12 protein-coding genes are annotated in these 16,682 nt (G+C 71.5%); 7 read left to right on the forward strand and 5 right to left on the reverse strand.

The genetic code is table 11. From position 1 onward, the window contains the following. Nucleotides 1-11: 11 nt before the first annotated feature. Together ACIBVQ_RS19845 and ACIBVQ_RS19850 are read left to right on the forward strand one after the other, a co-directional pair. Entirely contained in the window at nt 12-3,113 is a 3,102-nt protein-coding gene (locus ACIBVQ_RS19845) for a chromosome partitioning protein ParA (protein WP_399179012.1), read from the forward strand. Between the two features lie 72 nt (nt 3,114-3,185). Continuing rightward, nucleotides 3,186-4,532, forward strand: coding sequence for a threonine/serine exporter family protein (locus tag ACIBVQ_RS19850; protein ID WP_352011519.1), 1,347 nt, complete (start codon nt 3,186-3,188; stop codon nt 4,530-4,532). On the opposite strand, the gene ACIBVQ_RS19855 is transcribed toward ACIBVQ_RS19850, so the two are convergent. From ACIBVQ_RS19855 to ACIBVQ_RS19865, 3 genes are all read right to left on the reverse strand, one after another. Next, nucleotides 4,526-5,089: a helix-turn-helix domain-containing protein gene (locus ACIBVQ_RS19855; protein WP_352011518.1), complete on the reverse strand. Its 564-nt coding sequence runs from the start codon at nt 5,087-5,089 to the stop codon at nt 4,526-4,528. The genes ACIBVQ_RS19850 and ACIBVQ_RS19855 overlap by 7 nt on opposite strands. A 95-nt stretch (nt 5,090-5,184) precedes the next feature. Next, nucleotides 5,185-8,988 carry an AAA family ATPase gene (locus ACIBVQ_RS19860; RefSeq protein WP_399179015.1) on the reverse strand — a complete coding sequence of 1,268 codons (3,804 nt, stop codon included), beginning with the start codon at nt 8,986-8,988 and terminating at the stop codon, nt 5,185-5,187. Beyond that, entirely contained in the window at nt 8,989-10,134 is a 1,146-nt protein-coding gene (locus tag ACIBVQ_RS19865; RefSeq protein WP_399179017.1) for an exonuclease SbcCD subunit D, read from the reverse strand. Between the two features lie 147 nt (nt 10,135-10,281). On the opposite strand from ACIBVQ_RS19865, the gene ACIBVQ_RS19870 reads away from it, so the two are divergent. Beyond that, a complete protein-coding gene (locus ACIBVQ_RS19870) occupies nt 10,282-11,769 on the forward strand; it encodes an alpha/beta hydrolase family protein (RefSeq protein ID WP_399179019.1) in 1,488 nt (495 codons plus the stop codon). Nucleotides 11,770-11,992: 223 nt separating this feature from the next. Continuing rightward, a complete protein-coding gene (locus tag ACIBVQ_RS19875; RefSeq protein ID WP_399179021.1) occupies nt 11,993-13,540 on the forward strand; it encodes an LCP family protein in 1,548 nt (515 codons plus the stop codon). 532 nt (nt 13,541-14,072) lie between these two features. Here the strand turns inward: ACIBVQ_RS19875 and ACIBVQ_RS19880 are convergent. Both ACIBVQ_RS19880 and ACIBVQ_RS19885 read right to left on the reverse strand, forming a co-directional pair. Next, nucleotides 14,073-14,273: a DUF397 domain-containing protein gene (locus ACIBVQ_RS19880; RefSeq protein ID WP_399179023.1), complete on the reverse strand. Its 201-nt coding sequence runs from the start codon at nt 14,271-14,273 to the stop codon at nt 14,073-14,075. Further along, complete coding sequence (locus tag ACIBVQ_RS19885) at nt 14,264-15,091, reverse strand: helix-turn-helix domain-containing protein (protein ID WP_399179025.1); 828 nt, start codon at nt 15,089-15,091, stop codon at nt 14,264-14,266. The genes ACIBVQ_RS19880 and ACIBVQ_RS19885 overlap by 10 nt, the downstream gene beginning before the upstream one ends. Nucleotides 15,092-15,381: 290 nt before the next feature. Between ACIBVQ_RS19885 and ACIBVQ_RS19890 the strand changes: the two genes are divergently transcribed. The 3 genes from ACIBVQ_RS19890 to ACIBVQ_RS19900 all read left to right on the forward strand — a co-directional run bounded on the left by ACIBVQ_RS19890 (nt 15,382) and on the right by ACIBVQ_RS19900 (nt 16,676). Then, nucleotides 15,382-15,666: a hypothetical protein gene (locus ACIBVQ_RS19890; RefSeq protein ID WP_399179027.1), complete on the forward strand. Its 285-nt coding sequence runs from the start codon at nt 15,382-15,384 to the stop codon at nt 15,664-15,666. Further along, nucleotides 15,663-16,112, forward strand: a complete 450-nt coding sequence (locus tag ACIBVQ_RS19895; RefSeq protein ID WP_399179029.1) for an ATP-binding protein — start codon at nt 15,663-15,665, stop codon at nt 16,110-16,112. The genes ACIBVQ_RS19890 and ACIBVQ_RS19895 overlap by 4 nt, the downstream gene beginning before the upstream one ends. A gap of 90 nt (nt 16,113-16,202) precedes the next feature. Further along, nucleotides 16,203-16,676, forward strand: a complete 474-nt coding sequence (locus ACIBVQ_RS19900; RefSeq protein WP_399179030.1) for a hypothetical protein — start codon at nt 16,203-16,205, stop codon at nt 16,674-16,676. Nucleotides 16,677-16,682: the final 6 nt, after the last annotated feature.

A 16,682-nucleotide genomic window follows, 5' to 3' on the forward strand; every position in this document is an offset into this window, starting at 1 on the left:
GAACGACAGGGGTGACCGAGCAGCCGGACCCGTCAGCCGGGGACTCGCCGGACAACGCAGGCGGGCGAGCGGGGCAGGCCAGTCTGGTGCCCGTCGAGGCCAGGGTGGCGGCGCCGGGTGAGAACGTGGTCGGCGACCGGGTGCTGATCGCCGTGCAGGCGGTCAACATCTCCCGGCTGTCCACCCACCCGGTGCCGACGGTGCCGGGGACGCTGATCGTGGTCGCCGGGGCGGGCCCGAAGGACTCCAACGGCGCGGGCAAGTCCTCGTTCATCGCGATGATCACCGCGTTGCTCGGCGACGAGCAGTGGCGCTTCGCCTCCGGGGCGAAGGCGGTCTCCGAGCTGCTGTTCAACGCCGAGCTCGCCGCGGGCGGGGGCGGAAGGACGTGGGCGAGCGCCGACCACGGCTACATCGTGGGCGTCTTCGCGAACGCCGGCGACGGGCGGGCGGGCACCGGCGGGCTGGACGACGCGCTGACGGTGTGGCTGCGGGTCAACCAGGAGGCCCCGCACCTGGAGATCCGCTGGACCCCCGGGGTGTGCGTGGCCACGGCCTCCTCGGAGGCCGAGCGGGTGACGCGGGCCGACCACCTGTGGGCGACGCTGCCCCGCTCGGCGGGCCGCAGGGACGTCGTCGCCCGTGACCTGACCAGGTTCCTGTACGGCGACCGGGTCAGGTGCGTGTCGTTCCTGTCCACCTCGGTGCGCAGCAAGGTCGCGACGAACCTGCTGTCCCAGCCGCTCAACGAGATCTCCCCCGAGCGGGTCTTCGAGGCCATCGCCGCGCTGACCGGCCTGGACACCGAGCTGGACCAGGAACGCGACGCCCGGCGCGACGAGCACGCCAAACGGGTGCGGGCGGCGCGGGCCGCCGAGTTGCTCAGGGAGTTCGAGGACGAGTCGCGGGCGCTGCTTGAGACCTTCGACCGGCGTGACCGGGCCAGGATACGGCTGGCCGAGGGGATGCGCGGCTGGCGTGGGCGGCTGGCGCGCAGGCTGGCCGACACCGCGCGGCGGGACGAGGCTCTCGCCGCCGACCTGGAGCGGGCGACGGCGGAGGGTGAGCGGGCGGCCGAGGCCGTCGCCGAGGTCCGGGCGGAGATCGCGACCCTGAAGGACGACACGCTCGACCGCGGCCTGGCCGAGGCCCGCAGGGAGCTGACCGCCCTGCAGGCGCGGACGGCCAAGCTGGACGCCGACCGCGCGGTCGCGGAGAACGCGGTCGACGAGCTGCGCGGGCAGATCCCCGGCCTTGAGGAACAGCGGCGGCTGGCCGACGGCCGTGACGTGCGGACCGCCGAGGACGAACTCGGGCAGGCCAGGCTCAGGCTCAACGAGGCTCTGAAGGCCCTGGGTGTCGCCGACCGCGAGGCCGAGGGGGCCAAGGCCGCGCTCGACGACGCCGAGGGCGGCCCGGCCGCGGCACAGCTCAACGCGCTCGCCGCAGCGGGGGTCGAGGCGAGCGGCCTGCTCGACGCGCTCGACGTCGCCGAGCACGCCAGGGACGACACGGGCGGCCTTGCGGGGCGGGCGGTCGCCGCGGCTCTCGGCGCCCGTGGCTGGCCGAGGGAGCACGCCGTGGTCGTGGACGCCGCCGACCTGGCGTCCGCGGCGCGGGCGCTGGCCGCGCTGCCCGGCTCCGTGCTGGTCAGCGCGGCGGGCGTCACCGTCGTCGGGGCGTTCGAGGCGGTCACGACCGGCAGGGAGGCCCGCATCAAGGCCGCCGAGCTGCGGCTGCACCGGGCGCGTGACGCGCAGGAGGTGGCCGCGGAGACGGTGCGCGCCGCCGAGGACGGCGTCGCGGAGGCCGGGCGGCGGCTGGAGGGGGCCAGGGCCGCCGTACGGCTCGCCGACGTCGAGCGGCGGCTGGCCGAACGGCGGGCCGCGCTCACCGGTCTCACCGAGGCGCTGGCCGAGGCCGGGCCGAAGGTGGGTGAGGCGGAGCGACGGGCAGGCGCCCTCGACTTCCGTGCCAGGACCAGGAACATGGAGATCGAACGCCTTGAGGGGCGCAGGGCCGGGCACGAGGCGGAGCGCGACCGGGCGGCCGAGCGGGCGGCCGCGATCACGGCGGAGCGGCAGGCACTCGGCATCGAGGCGCTGGCCGCCGAGTGGGGCGGCACCGCGCAGAGCGCCCGCGAGTGGCTGGAGGCGCTGGGCGAGCAGGAGTCCCCGCTGACGGCCGAGGAGTGGTGGCGGGCCGCGGAACGCCGCCTCGACGAGGCGCTGCGCGACACCTTCCCCGGCGAGGACGACGAGATGCCCGAGGAGCTCGCCTTCCTGGTACGGCGGCGCACCGAGCCCGGCGCCGGGCGCACAGCGCGTGAGCAGACGACCTTCCCCGGCGTCTGCGCCGCCCTGGCGTCCTACCTGCGCGGCCAGGAGGAGTACGAACGTCACCAGCGCCGTCAGATCGAGTCCCAGCTCGCCACCAGGCAGCGTGACCTCGCCGCCGCGGCGAAGGGCGCCGAGGAGGCCGCGCAGTCGACCGCCGTGCACCGGGCGGCGTTGAGCGCGGCGATCAAGGCGCGCCTCACCCGGGTCGCCGAGGAGTTCGACCGGCTGGACACCTCCTACGGCGGCTACGGCGCGACACTGGAGTTTCCCGTGCCGCCCGCGCCCGCCGACCCCGAGCAGCGCTGGGCGTGGCGGGTCACCCCCAGGTGGCGCAGGGGCGAGGGTCAGGGCTTCGTGCCGTACAACCGGCGGGCCAACACGGCGTTGATGGACGAGAAGGCGGTCAAGCTGGTCTGCGCCGCGGCGATCGCCTCCTCCGGCGGCGGCCACCTGTGCCTCGTCCTCGACGAGCTGGGCCGCAACCTGGGCAAGGAGCACCGCAGGGAGGCCGTGGCGCTGTTCCGCAAGATCGGCGAGACCTACGGCATCACCGTGATCGGCGCGCTCCAGGACGACATGGAGCCCTACGCGGTCGACGCCTGCGGGCAGTACATCAAGCTGCGCCGCTCCTCCGACGCCATGCCGTACAACGAGCCGCCGGTGATCGTCGGTCATGACGCCCACGCGGAGCGGGTGCGGGCGCTGGCCGCCGCGGTGGGCAGGCGGACACCGGAGACGGACGGTGCGGAACAGGTGATGAGGGACGAACGGTGAGAGAGGGGCGGCGAACCAGATAATCTCGCATGAGGTGCGGCCGGTGACGGCCGGGAGGGTCAGGGAGGATCGGTGTCGGCGTCGCCGCTGGATCGGACACCCCAGAAACACGACCTCTACCGGGCGATGGCGCTGGCGCTGCGGGTCGGTGAGCTGCTGCTCGGCAGCGGCGAGAGCACCGAGACGGTCTCCGGCGCCATGCGCAGGATCACCAACGCCTACGGCGTGCCGCACTGCGAGGCGGACGTCAACCTGTCGGCCATCACGCTCTCGCACGTCCCCTCCGACGGGAGCGTCCCGGTCACCGCGGAACGCCGGGTACGGCGCCGCCTGCCCGACTACGACCGGTTGATCGCGGTCCACGAGATGATCAGGGAGACCGCGGGCGGATCCATGCCGCTTGAGGAGGCCGAGTCCCGGCTGCGGAAGGTCACCCGCCGGGTCCGGGTCTACCCCGACTGGTTCCTGGTCACGGCGCTCGCGCTGATCGCGGCCTCGGCGAGCATCCTGGTCGGCGGCGGAGCGCTGGTCGCGACGGCGGCGTTCGCGGCGACCGTGCTCGGCGACCGGGCGAGCGCCTGGCTGGCCAGACGCGGGGTCGCGGAGTTCTTCCAGCTCACGGTCGCGGCGATGCTCGGCTCGCTGGTCGCGGTGCTGATGCTCGCGATCGGCGCGCCGGTGCGGGCGGAGGCCGTCGTGGTCGGCGCGGTCGTCGCGCTGCTGCCCGGACGGCCGATGGTCGCCTGCGTGCAGGACGGCATCGCGGGCGAGTACGTCACGGCGACCGGGCGGCTGTTCGAGATCTTCTTCATCCTGACCGCGATCGTGTCGGGCATCGGCATCACGCTGTACGCCGCCGTCCGTCTCGGGGTGCCGCTGACAGTGGAGAACGTGCCGTCCGCGCCGCTGCTGATCAGGCCTGAGCAGCTGCTCGGGGCCGTGGGGGTGACGCTGTCGTTCGCGGTTGCGCTGCTCGTGCCGCCCCGCCATCTGTTCGCGGCGGCGCTCGGCGGCGCGATGGTCTGGGTGGTCTTCGTGCAGCTGCACGTCTGGCAGGTGCCGGTCGTCCTGGCCACCGCCGTCGCCGCGGCGGTCGTCGGGCTGTTCGGCGGCGCCTACGCCCTGCGTGCCCGGGTCCCCTCGATGGTGATCACGATCCCGGCGATCGGCTCGCTGCTGCCGGGGACCGCGCTCTACCGGGGCATGCTTGAGGTCAACCTGGGCCACGGGGGCGCGGGGCAGGAAAGCCTGCTCCAGGCCCTGTCGACCGCGCTCGCCCTGGGCGCGGGCGTCATCCTCGGCGGAGAGGTCGTGCGCGCGGTCACCGGTTCCGACCTGACCAGGAGGGTCAGGCGACGGGGTGGCCGTACCCGCGCGTTCATCAGCCGTCCCGCCGCCCGCCGTACGCGGGGCTACTGAGCCCGAAGGCCGTCCATCACCAGGCCGAGGAGGCGTTCTGAGGTGTCGTCGCCGCAGTGCTCGCCGATCCAGGCGACCGCGTTGACGAGGCGCATCAGGTCGGTCCCGGTGACGTCGTCGCGTACGGTGCCGGTCCGCTGGGCGGCGGCCAGCAGCGCCGACCCGCCCGCGCGGGTCTGCTGGCAGGCGCCGTACAGCTCGGAGGCCGGGTCGTTGAGGCTGCTCATCAGTGTCGCGGCCAGTCCCCGGTAGACGGTGGCGTGGGCCATCAGGTGGCGCGTCCACTCAAGGAGCGCCTCCTGCGGGGAGTCCGAACCGAGCAGTTCGCGGGCCTGTGTGTCGAGGGTGACCAGACCGTCGTGGAGCACGGCCTCCAGCAGCGCCCTGCGGGTGGGGAAGTGCCGGTAGAGGGTGCCGATGCCGACCCCGGCGGCCCTCGCGATCTCCTCCAGGGACGCCTCGGTGCCCTGCTCGGCGAAGGCCACCCGCGCGGCGGCCAGCAGTCGTTCGTAGTTGCGCCGCGCGTCGGCCCGCATGGGGCGCTGGGTGGTCGCCACCTTGACTCCTCACTTTCCCGGCGTTCTCCGCACATCTACTCGGAGACCGCCTCCGCATACCCTACCGCCCGGCCCCTGCCGCCGGTCAGGGCTCGTCAGGGCACGGTGACCTCGACGGTCGAGCCCTTGCGGCCCTTGCTGACGCGTAGCTGCGCCGGGACGCGGGAGCGCAGTTCGGTGACGTGGCTGACGATGCCGACGGCCCTGCCGCCGTCGCGCAGGCCGTCGAGGATGTCCAGCACCCCGTCGAGGGTCTCCTCGTCGAGGGTGCCGAACCCCTCGTCGATGAACAGCGCCCCGATCTCGACTCCCCCGGCCTCGGCGCTGACCACGTCGGCCAGGCCGAGGGCGAGCGCCAGCGAGGTGATGAAGCTCTCACCGCCGGACAGGGTCGCCGGGTCGCGGTCCCTGCCGGTCCAGCCGTCCACGATCCGCAGGCCGAGCCCGCCTCCCGACCTGCTGCGGTCGCCCGCCGTACGGCCGAGGCCGTGTTCGAGGAGATAACGGCCACCCGACATGCGGTCGAGGCGCTCGTTGGCCGAGTCGACCACCTGCCGCAGGCGCTCGCCGAGCACGAAGGCGGAAAGACGCATCTTCCAGCGGTTGTCGCCCGAGGTCCCGCCGGTCAGGGCCGCCAGCCCCTCTGCGACGTGGTGGCGCCGCCGCGCGGGACCCCAGCGGTCCAGGCATCCCGCCAGCTCGGCGCCGAGCGTGACGAGCCTGGCGAGCCGGGCCCGCGCCTGGTTCGCCGCGGACAGCAGCCTCGCCTGGGCGGCCTCCGCGGCGTCACGCGCGGCGCGCAGCCCGTCGAGGTCGGGTTCGGGCTCCGCGGCGGCGGCGACCAGTTCGGGGTCGGCCAGCAGGGCGGTGACCGCGACGCGTTCCCTTTCGAGCTCGCGCAGCCGTTCGGCCTTCTCCTCCCGCTCGGCCGGCGGACGGAAGGCCGCGAGCGCGTCCTCGACACCGGAGAAGCCCGCCTCGACGGCCGCGGCCATGGCCGTGACACGGGCCGCCGCCAGCTCCGCCGTGGCCGTCCGCTCCAGCCGGGTCGCCTCGACGGCCTCCGTGAGCAGCTCCGCCTCCTCCGCCAGCCGGTCCAGCCTGGCGGCCAGTGTCGGGTCGTCGCCCCGTGCCTCGTCCAGGCGCGCGGTCAGCCGCTCGATGTCCGCGTCCAGCCTCTCCCGCCGCGTACGGCGGGCGGCCAGCGTGACCGCGAGTTCGCGCGAGAGCTCCTCAAGCCTGACCTGTTCGTCCGCGGTCCGCGCGGCCTCCTCGTCCAGCGCGGGTTCGGCCCGCGCCGACTCGGTGAGCCCGGCCAGCGCCTCCTGCGCCCGCGCGAGTTCCCGCGCGGCCTGCTCGGCCGGGACGTCCGTCTCCTCGGACGCCTCCCGGTGCGCCGCCGCCAGTTCCGCGGCGCGACCGGCCGCCTCCGCCGCCGCGGCGAACAGGGCCGCCTCCCGCGTCAGGCGCTCCCTGCGGGCCTGGACGGTCGGGTCGGCGCCGCGTGCCTCGTCGAGCCGGGCGGTCAGCCTGTCCTGTTCCGCCCGCCACTCCTCCTGGCGGGTACGGCCTCCGGCGAGCAGCCGCGCGGCGTCGGCCGCCCCGGTCCGCGCCTCGTCGAGTTCGGCCGTCAGACGCTCCGCCCTCTCGGCGAGGGCGCTCTCCGTCTCCGCGACCGCCGTCAGGGCGGCCAGCGCGCGCCGTACCTCGTCGAGGGCCTCCCGCGCCTGCTCCACGGGCGTGTCCCCGGCCACGGCGAGGGCCTCTTCGAGGCGTGAGGTGAGGGCGGCGACCGCGGTCTCGGCGTTCCTGCGCCGTTCCACGGCGGCGTCGTGGTCGGCCTGGGCGGCGCGCTCGTCCTCGGGGGTCGGGGCCCGCCCCGACCTGGCCGCCGGGTGAGGGTGTTCGGGAGAGCCGCAGACGGCGCAGGGTTCGCCGGGAACGAGTTCGGCCGCCAGTTCCGCGGCCATGCCGTCGATCCTGGCCTGCCTGAGGTCCTGGAGGCGGTCGCGAAGCCGCTGGGCGAGGTCGACGGCCTCGGCCTGGAGCGTCCTGGCGGCGTTGAGTTCGGCGCGCAGGCCGTCGCGGCGTCCGGCCGCGTCGAGTCCGGCCGCGGCGGCGGTGGCACGTGCCCGGGTCTCGGGGATCTCCGCCACCCTGGCCCTGACCTCGGTGAGCTCCGCGGTGACCTCGGCGAGCCCGGCCGGGAGTTCCGCGCACCGCGCGCCAAGGGCCGTCTCCCGCTCCTGCGCCTCGGCGAGTTCGGCGTCGAGCACGGCCAGCGGCCCGGCCAGTTCGGCGAGTCTGGCCTCGTCGCCGCGCAACCCCTCAAGCCCGGCGAGCAGCCGCCCGTGCTCCCGTTCCCGTACGGCCAGCAGCTCGCGGGTGCGCGCCTCGTCCCCCGGATGGTGCTCCACCGGATCGGGCAGCCTGCCCAGCGCCGTGGCCAGGTGTCCTCGCGCCTCCTCCAGGGCGACGGCCAGGCCGTCCCGCCGCTCCACGGCCTTCAACCGGGCCAGCGCGGCGTCACGCGCCGACTCCGCGGCCGGGACCCGCGCGGCGTCCAGGCGGGCGGCGGAAAGCCTTGCCTCCGCCTCGCGTCTGAGGCCGGGCAGAATCCCAAGGCGGCTGTCGGTCTCCTTCTGGCGGGCTTCCAGCTCCGCGATCTCCCGGGTGAGCGTCGCACGCTCCAGGAGGTCCTTCGACAGCAGCGGTTCCTGCGTGCGCAGTTCCTCCAGCCTGGTGATCTCCTCCCGCCGGTCGAGCGCCATCGCGGCCAGCCGTTCGACGCCGGCCGCGTTCTCGCCCGCTGCCCCGGCTGCCGGCCCGATCAGGGGCAGGGCTCGGGCGACGGCGTCGGCGGCCATCCGGTGCGCCTTGGTCGCGGTCTCCTCCCGCTGCTCGGCGGCCCGGATCATGGGCAGCACCCGGTCGGCCCTGGCCGCCTCGTCGAGCACGTCCTCCAGATCGGCCCGTTCCTGCGCGCTCTCCCCGAGGGCGCGTTCGCGCGCCACCGCCTCGGCGTGGCGGCGGCGCCGGTCGGCGAGCGCGTTTCCCTGCTCAAGGGCGGCCCGCGCCAGCCGTACGGTCTCCAGGACACCGTCGTTGTCGCGGCCCGCGCCGGCCTCGGCGTCGGCGGCGAGCGCCTCGATCGCGGCGGCCCAGGCGAGCGGGTCCTCCTCGCTGGAGGAGTCCCCGGCGTTCTCGGCGAGAAGGGCGAGCAGTTCGGGGCCCGCCGCCTCCTCGATGCGTTTGACGGCGAAGTCGACCTCGGTGCGCAGGCTCTGCTGCTCGCGGAAGGCCTCGGTGCGCCGGTCGGCGAGCCACGCCTCGGCGCCGGCGTAGACCCTCACGGAGAACAGCCGTTCGAGCACCCTGCGGCGGTCCTCGCCGTCGGCGCGCAGGAACCTGGCGAAGTCCCCCTGCGGGAGCATCGCCACCTGGAAGAACTGGTCGGCGTTCATGCCCAGCAGGGTGCCGATCAGCTCGCCCGCCTCGTCGACCCGCGTGGTCAGCCCGGTCCACTCGCCCGCGGGGGTGAACTCCTGGACGAGTGCCTTCTCCTTCTCCCCGGTCATGCCCTCTCCCCTGAGCTTGGGGCGCTGCCAGGCCGGGGAACGGGTGATCTTCAGCCGCCGCCCCCTGAGGGTGACCTCCAGGGCGACCGAGGGCCCCCTGCCGGGTGGGGCGTGGTCGCAGCGCAGGCTCTTGGCGTTGTCGCGCCTGCCGGGCACCCTGCCGTACAGGGCGTAGCAGAGCGCGTCCAGCACGGTGGTCTTGCCCGCGCCGGTCGGGCCGTGGATCAGGAACAGCCCCGCCTCGGCGAGGGCGTCGAAGTCGATCTCCTCCTCACCCGGGAAGGAGCCGAACGCGGTGATCCACAGACGGTGCGGGCGCATCTACGCCATCGCCTCCCTGATTCGGCAGTTCTCAATGGCCTCGCGGAGCAGCGTGGTCTCCTCGGGGTCGGCCTCCTCGCCCCGGACCTCACGGACGAAGTCGAGCGCCACCTCGATCTCCGGTTTTCCGGCGAGCCTCGGCCGTACCGCGCCCTGCTGGGTGCCGCCCTCGGGCTCGAAGGAGAGGCTGAGGGTGTGCGGGAAGCGGGTCCTGAGGCGTTCCATGGCCTCCTTCGGCCTGACCGGGTCGGTCAGCGTGACCTGGAGCCAGTGGTCCTCGTAACCCGCGTGGTCCGCCGAGGTCAGCAGGTCGTCGAGACGTCCCCTGCGCGTGGCGATCGGCCGGGGGACGGGGGCCTCGGCGAACTCCGCGCTCACCCGCCCCCGCGCGTCGACCTCCACCAGCCACGAGCCCTTCACCTGGCGCTCCTCGGAGAAGGAGTAGGCGATCGGGGAGCCCGAGTACCGTACGGTCTCGCTCATCCGCTGGCGGCCGTGCAGGTGGCCGAGCGCCACGTAGTCGACGCCGTCGAAGACGGAGAGCGGGACGTGCTCGACCCCGCCGACGCTGATGTCGCGCTCGCTGTCACTGGCCCGCCCGCCGGTGACGAAGGCGTGGGCGAGCACGACCGAGCGGGTCCCCCGGCGGGCCAGGTCCGCGCGGACCAGGGACATGGCGTGCCCGAGCGCTGCGGTGTGGGTGCGTTCGGGCAGCTCCCACGGTTCGCGCACCAGCTCGGGTTCCAGGTAGGGGATGCCGTAGAAGGCCACCCGCCCGTCGCCCGAGGGGTCCTCGACGAGGACCGGCTCGCCCGCCCGCGCGGGGTCGGTGCGCAGGTGGACGCCCGCCGCGTCGATCAGGTCCGCGCCGAAGCCGAGCCTGCGGGCGGAGTCGTGGTTGCCGCTGATCAGCACGGTGCGCACCCGTTCGCCGACCAACCGCCGCAGGGCCTGATTGCACAGGTCGACCGCGTCGACCGAGGGCAGCGCCCTGTCGTAGACGTCGCCGGAGACGACGACCACGTCGATCCGTTCGCTCCTGATCGTCTCGATCAGGTGGTCGACGAAGGCGCCCTGGGCGTTCAGGAGGCTCTCGCGGTGGAAGGAGCGGCCCAGGTGCCAGTCGGAGGTGTGGAGCACGCGCATGTCACGTGAAGCTAACAGGCCTCGAACGCACACGAGACCACTGTGACCACTCTGCTCCCATTCGTCCTGTCGGGTGTGACCGGCCGTGGGTACGCTGAAGATCGTACGTTTCTCCCGGAGGCGAACAACGACCAGGGAGCGATCGGCATGCGAGCTGGCCGAGGCGTGGTGAGCGTGGCCGCGGGTGTGGTCCTGCTGGCCCTGGCGACGGTCGGCTACACCCTGCCGCCTCCCTTCGATCCGCCGCCGCTGAACGTGGACCCGATCTTCCAGAACCTCCCCGCCCAGCCCGCCGCGGAGACCAGGCCGGTCTCGGCGAACGGGCGTTTCTCCGTTGAGGACATCACCGTCGACGCCGGGGACACGACGCTCGACGCGACGATCCGCGCGCCGCTGTCCCCCGGCAGGCATCCCGCCCTGGTCTTCGTCCAGGGGGCGGGTCCCGGGGTGCGTGACGAGTTCACCGACCAGGCCGAGTGGCTGGCCGGGGCGGGGATCGTCACGCTCGTCTACGACAAGCGGACCGTCCGCTACGACTTCCGCAACCGCGACTTCGAGCTGCTGGCCGAGGACGCCCTGCGCCTGCTGGCCAGGCTGCGGCTGCGCGCCGACGTCGACCCCGCCAGGACCGGCCTGTGGGGGGTGAGCGAGGGCAGCTGGGTGGCGCCGATCGCCGCGGCCAGGAGCCGGGACGTCGGGTTCACCGTGCTGGTCTCCGCGCCGAACGTCTCACCGTTACGCCAGGTCACCTGGGCGCTCGGCGAGCAGCTCGACCGGCTGCACGCCCCCGCGGGGACCAGGGAGCTGCTGGTCAGGGCGATGAGCGCGGTGCACATGAACTTCCTGCGCCACGACGGCATGCCCGCGCTGCGCAGGGTGCGCGCCCCCGTCCTGGCCCTGTACGGCACGAGCGACCCGTCGATCCCGTTCGTCGAGAGCAGCAAGGCCCTGACCGGCGCGCTCGCCGAGGGAGGCAACCCCGACTACACGATTCGCTATCTGAAGGGTGCCGACCACGGCATGCGCCTGCACGGCGGCCCCTTCGCGCCCGGGTATCTGGAGACGCTGGCCAACTGGGTCACGGGACTGCCGGGAACCGCCAGACCCGCCGTGCACATCGCGGGCGCGACACCCGTACAGCGCTACGAGGCCAGCGAGGTCCCCGCGGCGCCGTGGTACGCGGGCGGGGCGGTCCTGGGGATGACGCTGTGCCTGACCGCGGTCGGCTACGTGGTCGGACCGGTGACCGAGATGGTGCTACGGCTGCGCGGGCGGCCGTCCGGCGAGACCGGCGCCAGGGTCTGGCCACCGGTCAGGCGCAGGTTCCGGCGGATGGCGTGGACCGGAGCCGGACTGCTGGTCTCGGTGGTCGCGCTCATCACCCTGCTGGTGCTGTTCTCGGTCAACCAGGCGGGGGCCTGGCCCGCGGTGCTCGCCGGGTGGCTGGTCATCAGGATGCTGGCCGTACTCATGCTGTTGCAGGAGGTCACGGCCGGCGCGGCGGTCGTCTCCGGGCTGCGGGAGGGCTGGCGGCCGAGCCGCCCGCAGTGGGCCGCGATCATCGGGGTGCTCGGCGGGACCGGCCTGCTGCTGGTCGCCGCGGCCTACTACGACCTGTTCTCCTTCCCCTGGTAGAGGTTCCCCTGGTAGAGGCCCTCCGGAAAGGTCTGGTTTGCCGAAGCGCATGGTCACCTCCGGACCGGGTTTCGGCCAAGGAAGTCACAGCCTTAGGAAATATGTCAGGATAAAGGCGGATTTCTTTTCCAAGGTGTTCATCCGTACGTCGCCCCTCGGCCTCGGCACCCGCCCTACCATCTCCCCTGCGGCGCTCAAGCGCGTGGGGAGATCGGGGAAGCGGGTGCAGGACGGATCAAGGCGACCGGGACCACGGGGGCCGCGAAGGCTCGGCGCGGTCGTCGGCTGGACGGCCCTGTCGGCGATACTGCCCGGCGCGGGGCACCTACGGGCGGGATGGCGCAGGACCGGGATCGCCCTGCTGTCGGTCTACGCCCTGCTGCTGCTCGGCGTGCTGTGGGTGCTGCTCACCACCGACCTCGGAGACCTGGCCGGGCTGCTGGTCACCTCGACCTGGCTGTCCGCCATCACGATCGGCGCCCCGGTCCTCGGCCTGGCCTGGTTCGTCCTGGTCGTGCACTCCTTCACGGTGCTTCGGCCCGGCATGCTCCGCGGCCCCGCGCAGGCGGTCGCGGGGGTGATCGCGGGTCTGCTCGCCATCACGGTCGTGCTGCCGTTCGGCCTGGCCGGGCAGTACGCCACGGTCTCGCAGTCGGCGCTCGACCGGATCTTCAGCGCCCCGCCGGCCACCCCCGCCCCCCGGGCCAGTTCCTCCCAGGAGAGCGATCCGTGGGAGGGCAGGACCCGGGTGAACATCCTGCTGCTCGGCGGTGACGCCGACACCCACCGGGTCGGCGTACGGACCGACAGCATCAACCTGGCCAGCATCGACGTCAGAACCGGCAACACCGTACTGCTCGGCCTGCCGCGCAACCTGGAGAACATCCGGTTCGTCCCCGGCTCCCCGATGGCCAAGCGCTTTCCCAACGGCTTCCGGCTGCCCGCCAACCCGGACGGCTCCCGCGAGGACCTGCTGTTCTCAGTCTGGGAGTACGCCGACTCCCACCCGGAGCTCTTCGGCGGACGCAAGAACCAGGGTGCCAGGACTCTCATGGAGACGGTCGGATACACATTCGGCCTGCGGGTCGACTGGTACGCCCTGGTGAACATGTGGGGCCTGGCCCGGTTGATCGACGCCATCGGCGGCCTGCGGCTGACCGTGCCGCAGGACATCGTCTTCGGCAAGTACAACGAGGGCCTGGTCAAGGCGGGGACCCGCAGGCTCGGCGGGGCGGACACCATGTGGTTCGCCCGCTCGCGCACCTTCAGCGACGACTACACCCGGATGGGCCGCCAGCGCTGCGTGCTGAGCGCCCTGCTCCAGCAGGCCGACCCGGCGACCGTGCTCTCCCGGTTCAACCGGATCGCGCTGGCCACCAGGGAACTCCTCCAGACCGACATCCCACGGCCGATGCTGGAGCACCTGGTGCCGCTGGCCCTGAAGGTGAAGAGCGCCGAGGTGACCAGCGTCCAGTTCGTCCCGCCGCTGATCAGCACCGGCTACCCCGACTGGGCCAAGATCCGCTCCTTCACCGCCAAGGCCGTCCACACCTCGTCCGCCGCTTCGGCGTCCCGGGAACGACTCGCCGCCCCCGCGACTCCCACCTCAGGCACCACCGCCACGCCAGGGGTCACCTCTTCTCCGAGCGCCACTGCTTCTTCGGGTGCCACCGCCGGCCCGAGCGGCGCGCGGGACACAGGAACCGCCTCCAAGTCGGGCAAGCCGACGGAACCGGCCCCGGTCAAGGAGATCAACGAAGGCTGCGCCTGACCTGGCCCCTCCACCTGACGGACTTTCCAGCGCACCACAGCGAACGACCTCAGGTCGTGGCCGGTCGCAGAAGACTTCTCGGGATGTCGTCGGCCTCGCCGAGGACCAAGCGGCCGAGATCGGGAGCTGAGACAGGCCGTCTCACCGACGCCAGTACTCCCGAGGAAAACGCCCGGAATGACCTAGACCACGGGTTCCACGACCACGTTCAGGGAGCACGCTGGGTGATCGGTCCACAGGCCCGCCTCGACATCCTCGACAAGCTCCTGACGCTCAACCACCACCGCCACCTGAAGGAGCCGGAGACGGTCATCCGCAGCTCCGGGAAGAGCGTCAGGGCCAAAAGACAGACGGGCACCACGCGAACAGCAGCCTCGTCCCCCTTTGACTCAGACACAGGGCACAGGCTCGGGACCGTTGGAGACCGGTTTCGTCATCGACGACGGCCTGTTCCCACCCGAGGATCTCTCTTCTGAGCGAAACGATCGATGGCGGGGTAACCCCCCGCCATCGGTCAAGGCGGCCTTCCTGCTCAGTGGTCGAACGTTCCGCTCTTCACCCCGCCGACGAAGGCGTTCCATTCGGCGGGGGCGAAAAGTAGTTTCGGGCCGTCCGGGTCCTTGCTGTCACGGACGGCGATCACTCCGGGAAGGTTAACGGCGACCTCCACACACTGACCGCCGTTGTCTCCCGAACGCGAAGACTTCTGCCATACAGCGGCACTCAGATCCATTCTTGTCTCACTTCCTCAACCATTTTCATGGATATGTGCTCAGGATAGGCCCAAGCCCGTATCGCCTCATAGCGCTTCCAGATCGCAGTCACAGAATCAGTATCCGCCGTAACCTGACCTTCGATCGAAGAGTCCACGTGAATGACGTCCGACTGTCCGTTTGGAAGCTCGGCGATCATGAATGCGCCCAGCAAACCCGTCAGGCATTCCGAACTGACGACCTGAACAGAAACGGTCGGCTGCCGAACTGCCTCAAGTAGATGGCCAAGTTGCTCACGCATCACCTCAGATCCACCGACCTTACGGCGAAGCACTCCCTCATCAACGAGCACCAAGAGGAGGGGAGGCTTCTCCTGGTCCAGGATGCGCTGCCGCCGCATACGGGTTTGAACCCGCTCCTCCGCCTCGTCGGGGGCGATCTGAGGGGCCTGGAGGAAGAGGTGCCGGGCATAGCTCTCGGTCTGGAGGAGTCCCGGGATGAGGAGGGGGTCCCAGGAGCGGAGGACGCGGGCGGTGGGCTCGATCTCCTCGGCCCAGCTCCGGAACCAGACCGGGCCACCGGGTTGGGCGGTGATGCGCTCGTAGAGTCGGACGAAGGAGACGCCGCTCTCGGCGCCGAAGAGCCGGTCCAGCCGCTCGGCGTCGGACTTGGACGGGCTCCGGGTGGCCTTCTCCAGGCGACTCACCTGGGTCTGGGTGCAGCCAAGACGGGAGGCCACGGCGGCCTGTGAGAGCTGAGCGCCCTCCCGTAGACGGCGCAGTTCGACACCGAACCGCACACGCGGAGACGCGGGATCGAGCGCCGGCACCACTTCCATCGCATTCCCTCCCGAATTATAAAAAACGGACTTATTGTTTAGTCGGCGATACCGAATTCAGTCCGGGACAGACCAACGGCTGTCATCATCCACCCTGCTCTGGACTGCGGAACAGATACCCGACCAGGCATCAGGGGAGCATCATAAACGCACTCCCCTATCGCCGGGAGGAGCGAAGAAGAAAGCAATCAATCACCTCTGCACCGGGAAGGAAGCAACCCTCCAATGAATACGCCGATGAAATTCGGTCTCCCGGCCGGGCACGCCGGAAAGCATTCCGGAACCCGGCCGTGACGCCTGGCGAGCAGCGCGAGAGATTCGACCACCTGGTCCGGCTCGGCCGGACGATGCGCACCCTCGGCGCCTGCGTCGTCCTGGTCCTTCCCACAGCGGGTGAACCGGTTCTGGAAGTGCGGTCAGCGTCCGGCACCCTGGCCCGCGTCATCGTCATATGGCGTTCCGGCTGGGCCTTCACCTGGCGTCCGTGGTGGGCTCGAATGTGGCCGGGAGGCAAATGGGTGGCGGCCCACGCCGACAACGCCGCCGACGTCATCATGGCGGAGGTGGGCGCATGAGAGGAAACAATCCGATCGGCCATTACGGCGACACCCGACCGAAGGCGCCTCACGACACCTGGCAGCGGAACTTCCCGGGAAAGGAGATATCCATTCCCATCGCCCGAAAATGGGCACGTGATCTCCTGACCGGGCAAATCGCCGGCCCGGTTCTCGACGATGTGCTACTCCTGCTGAGTGAGGTGGCCACCAACGCGGTCACCCACTCGAACTCGGGACGCACGCCGGGCGGGCAGGTGACCGTACGAATGACGTACGCTCCCGGCGACGTCCACGTGCAGGTGACCGACGACGACTCGTCCACCAGTGCGCCAATCGTCCGGATACCCGGTCTCGACGAGGACGGCGGACGCGGCCTTTGGCTGGTGAATCTGCTCGCGACCACATGGGGGACGCACCGCGGTGAGACCACCCGATCGGTCTGGTTCCGAATCTCCGGCTTCTGACACCGAATACGGTCAAGAACGTGGCGGAGGCGATCCGACTAGGCGAAGATCGGTATGTCTCAGCATCAACCGCACTTTCGGAGGTAAGGCATGCGCGTCGCCCGGTCACTGGCCATCGGCTTGACGCTGATAATCGCGGCCTCGGGATGTACCGCCTCCGAACCCTCCCTGAAGGAAGCCACCGCAGAACTCCAGAAGGACACCCGCCTCCTGCAGGAAGCCTTCAAAAATCCACTTAACAAACTTCGTATCCTGCAGGGAGCGGACAAGGACATCCCCTGCGACAAAGATAAGTTCAAACGAGTGATGCGCGCCACAGCGGACTACGAACGCACCAACGAACCGCTGGCCAACCACCTGGAACGAGCTCAAACTTTGATGGAAAACAGACTGGCCCGAGAGCTGGGATACAAGCTGGAATTCGACTCAAGTCAGAACGAAGCCGAAGACGGGAGATTCATCTATGGAACCAAAGAAAACCTGGGTATCAAGGTTACCGTGTACGTGGCTCCCGAGTCCCCTACCTGGCGACTTCACGCGACAACCTCATGCCTGTCTCGGTGAACAGAA

The organism is Streptosporangium sp. NPDC049376 (assembly GCF_044466505.1).
In the GTDB taxonomy this organism is placed as follows: Bacteria; Actinomycetota; Actinomycetes; order Streptosporangiales; family Streptosporangiaceae; genus Streptosporangium.

What these genes read in the sequence shown, in the direction of transcription:
- ACIBVQ_RS19895 (WP_399179029.1), top strand. Translation starts at nt 15,663, where the DNA reads ATGAGAGGAAACAATCCGATCGGCCATTACGGCGACACCCGACCGAAG.
- ACIBVQ_RS19885 (WP_399179025.1), bottom strand. Translation starts at nt 15,091, where the DNA reads ATGGAAGTGGTGCCGGCGCTCGATCCCGCGTCTCCGCGTGTGCGGTTC.
- ACIBVQ_RS19900 (WP_399179030.1), top strand. Translation starts at nt 16,203, where the DNA reads ATGCGCGTCGCCCGGTCACTGGCCATCGGCTTGACGCTGATAATCGCG.
- ACIBVQ_RS19865 (WP_399179017.1), bottom strand. Translation starts at nt 10,134, where the DNA reads ATGCGCGTGCTCCACACCTCCGACTGGCACCTGGGCCGCTCCTTCCAC.
- ACIBVQ_RS19860 (WP_399179015.1), bottom strand. Translation starts at nt 8,988, where the DNA reads ATGCGCCCGCACCGTCTGTGGATCACCGCGTTCGGCTCCTTCCCGGGT.
- ACIBVQ_RS19880 (WP_399179023.1), bottom strand. Translation starts at nt 14,273, where the DNA reads ATGGATCTGAGTGCCGCTGTATGGCAGAAGTCTTCGCGTTCGGGAGAC.
- ACIBVQ_RS19870 (WP_399179019.1), top strand. Translation starts at nt 10,282, where the DNA reads ATGCGAGCTGGCCGAGGCGTGGTGAGCGTGGCCGCGGGTGTGGTCCTG.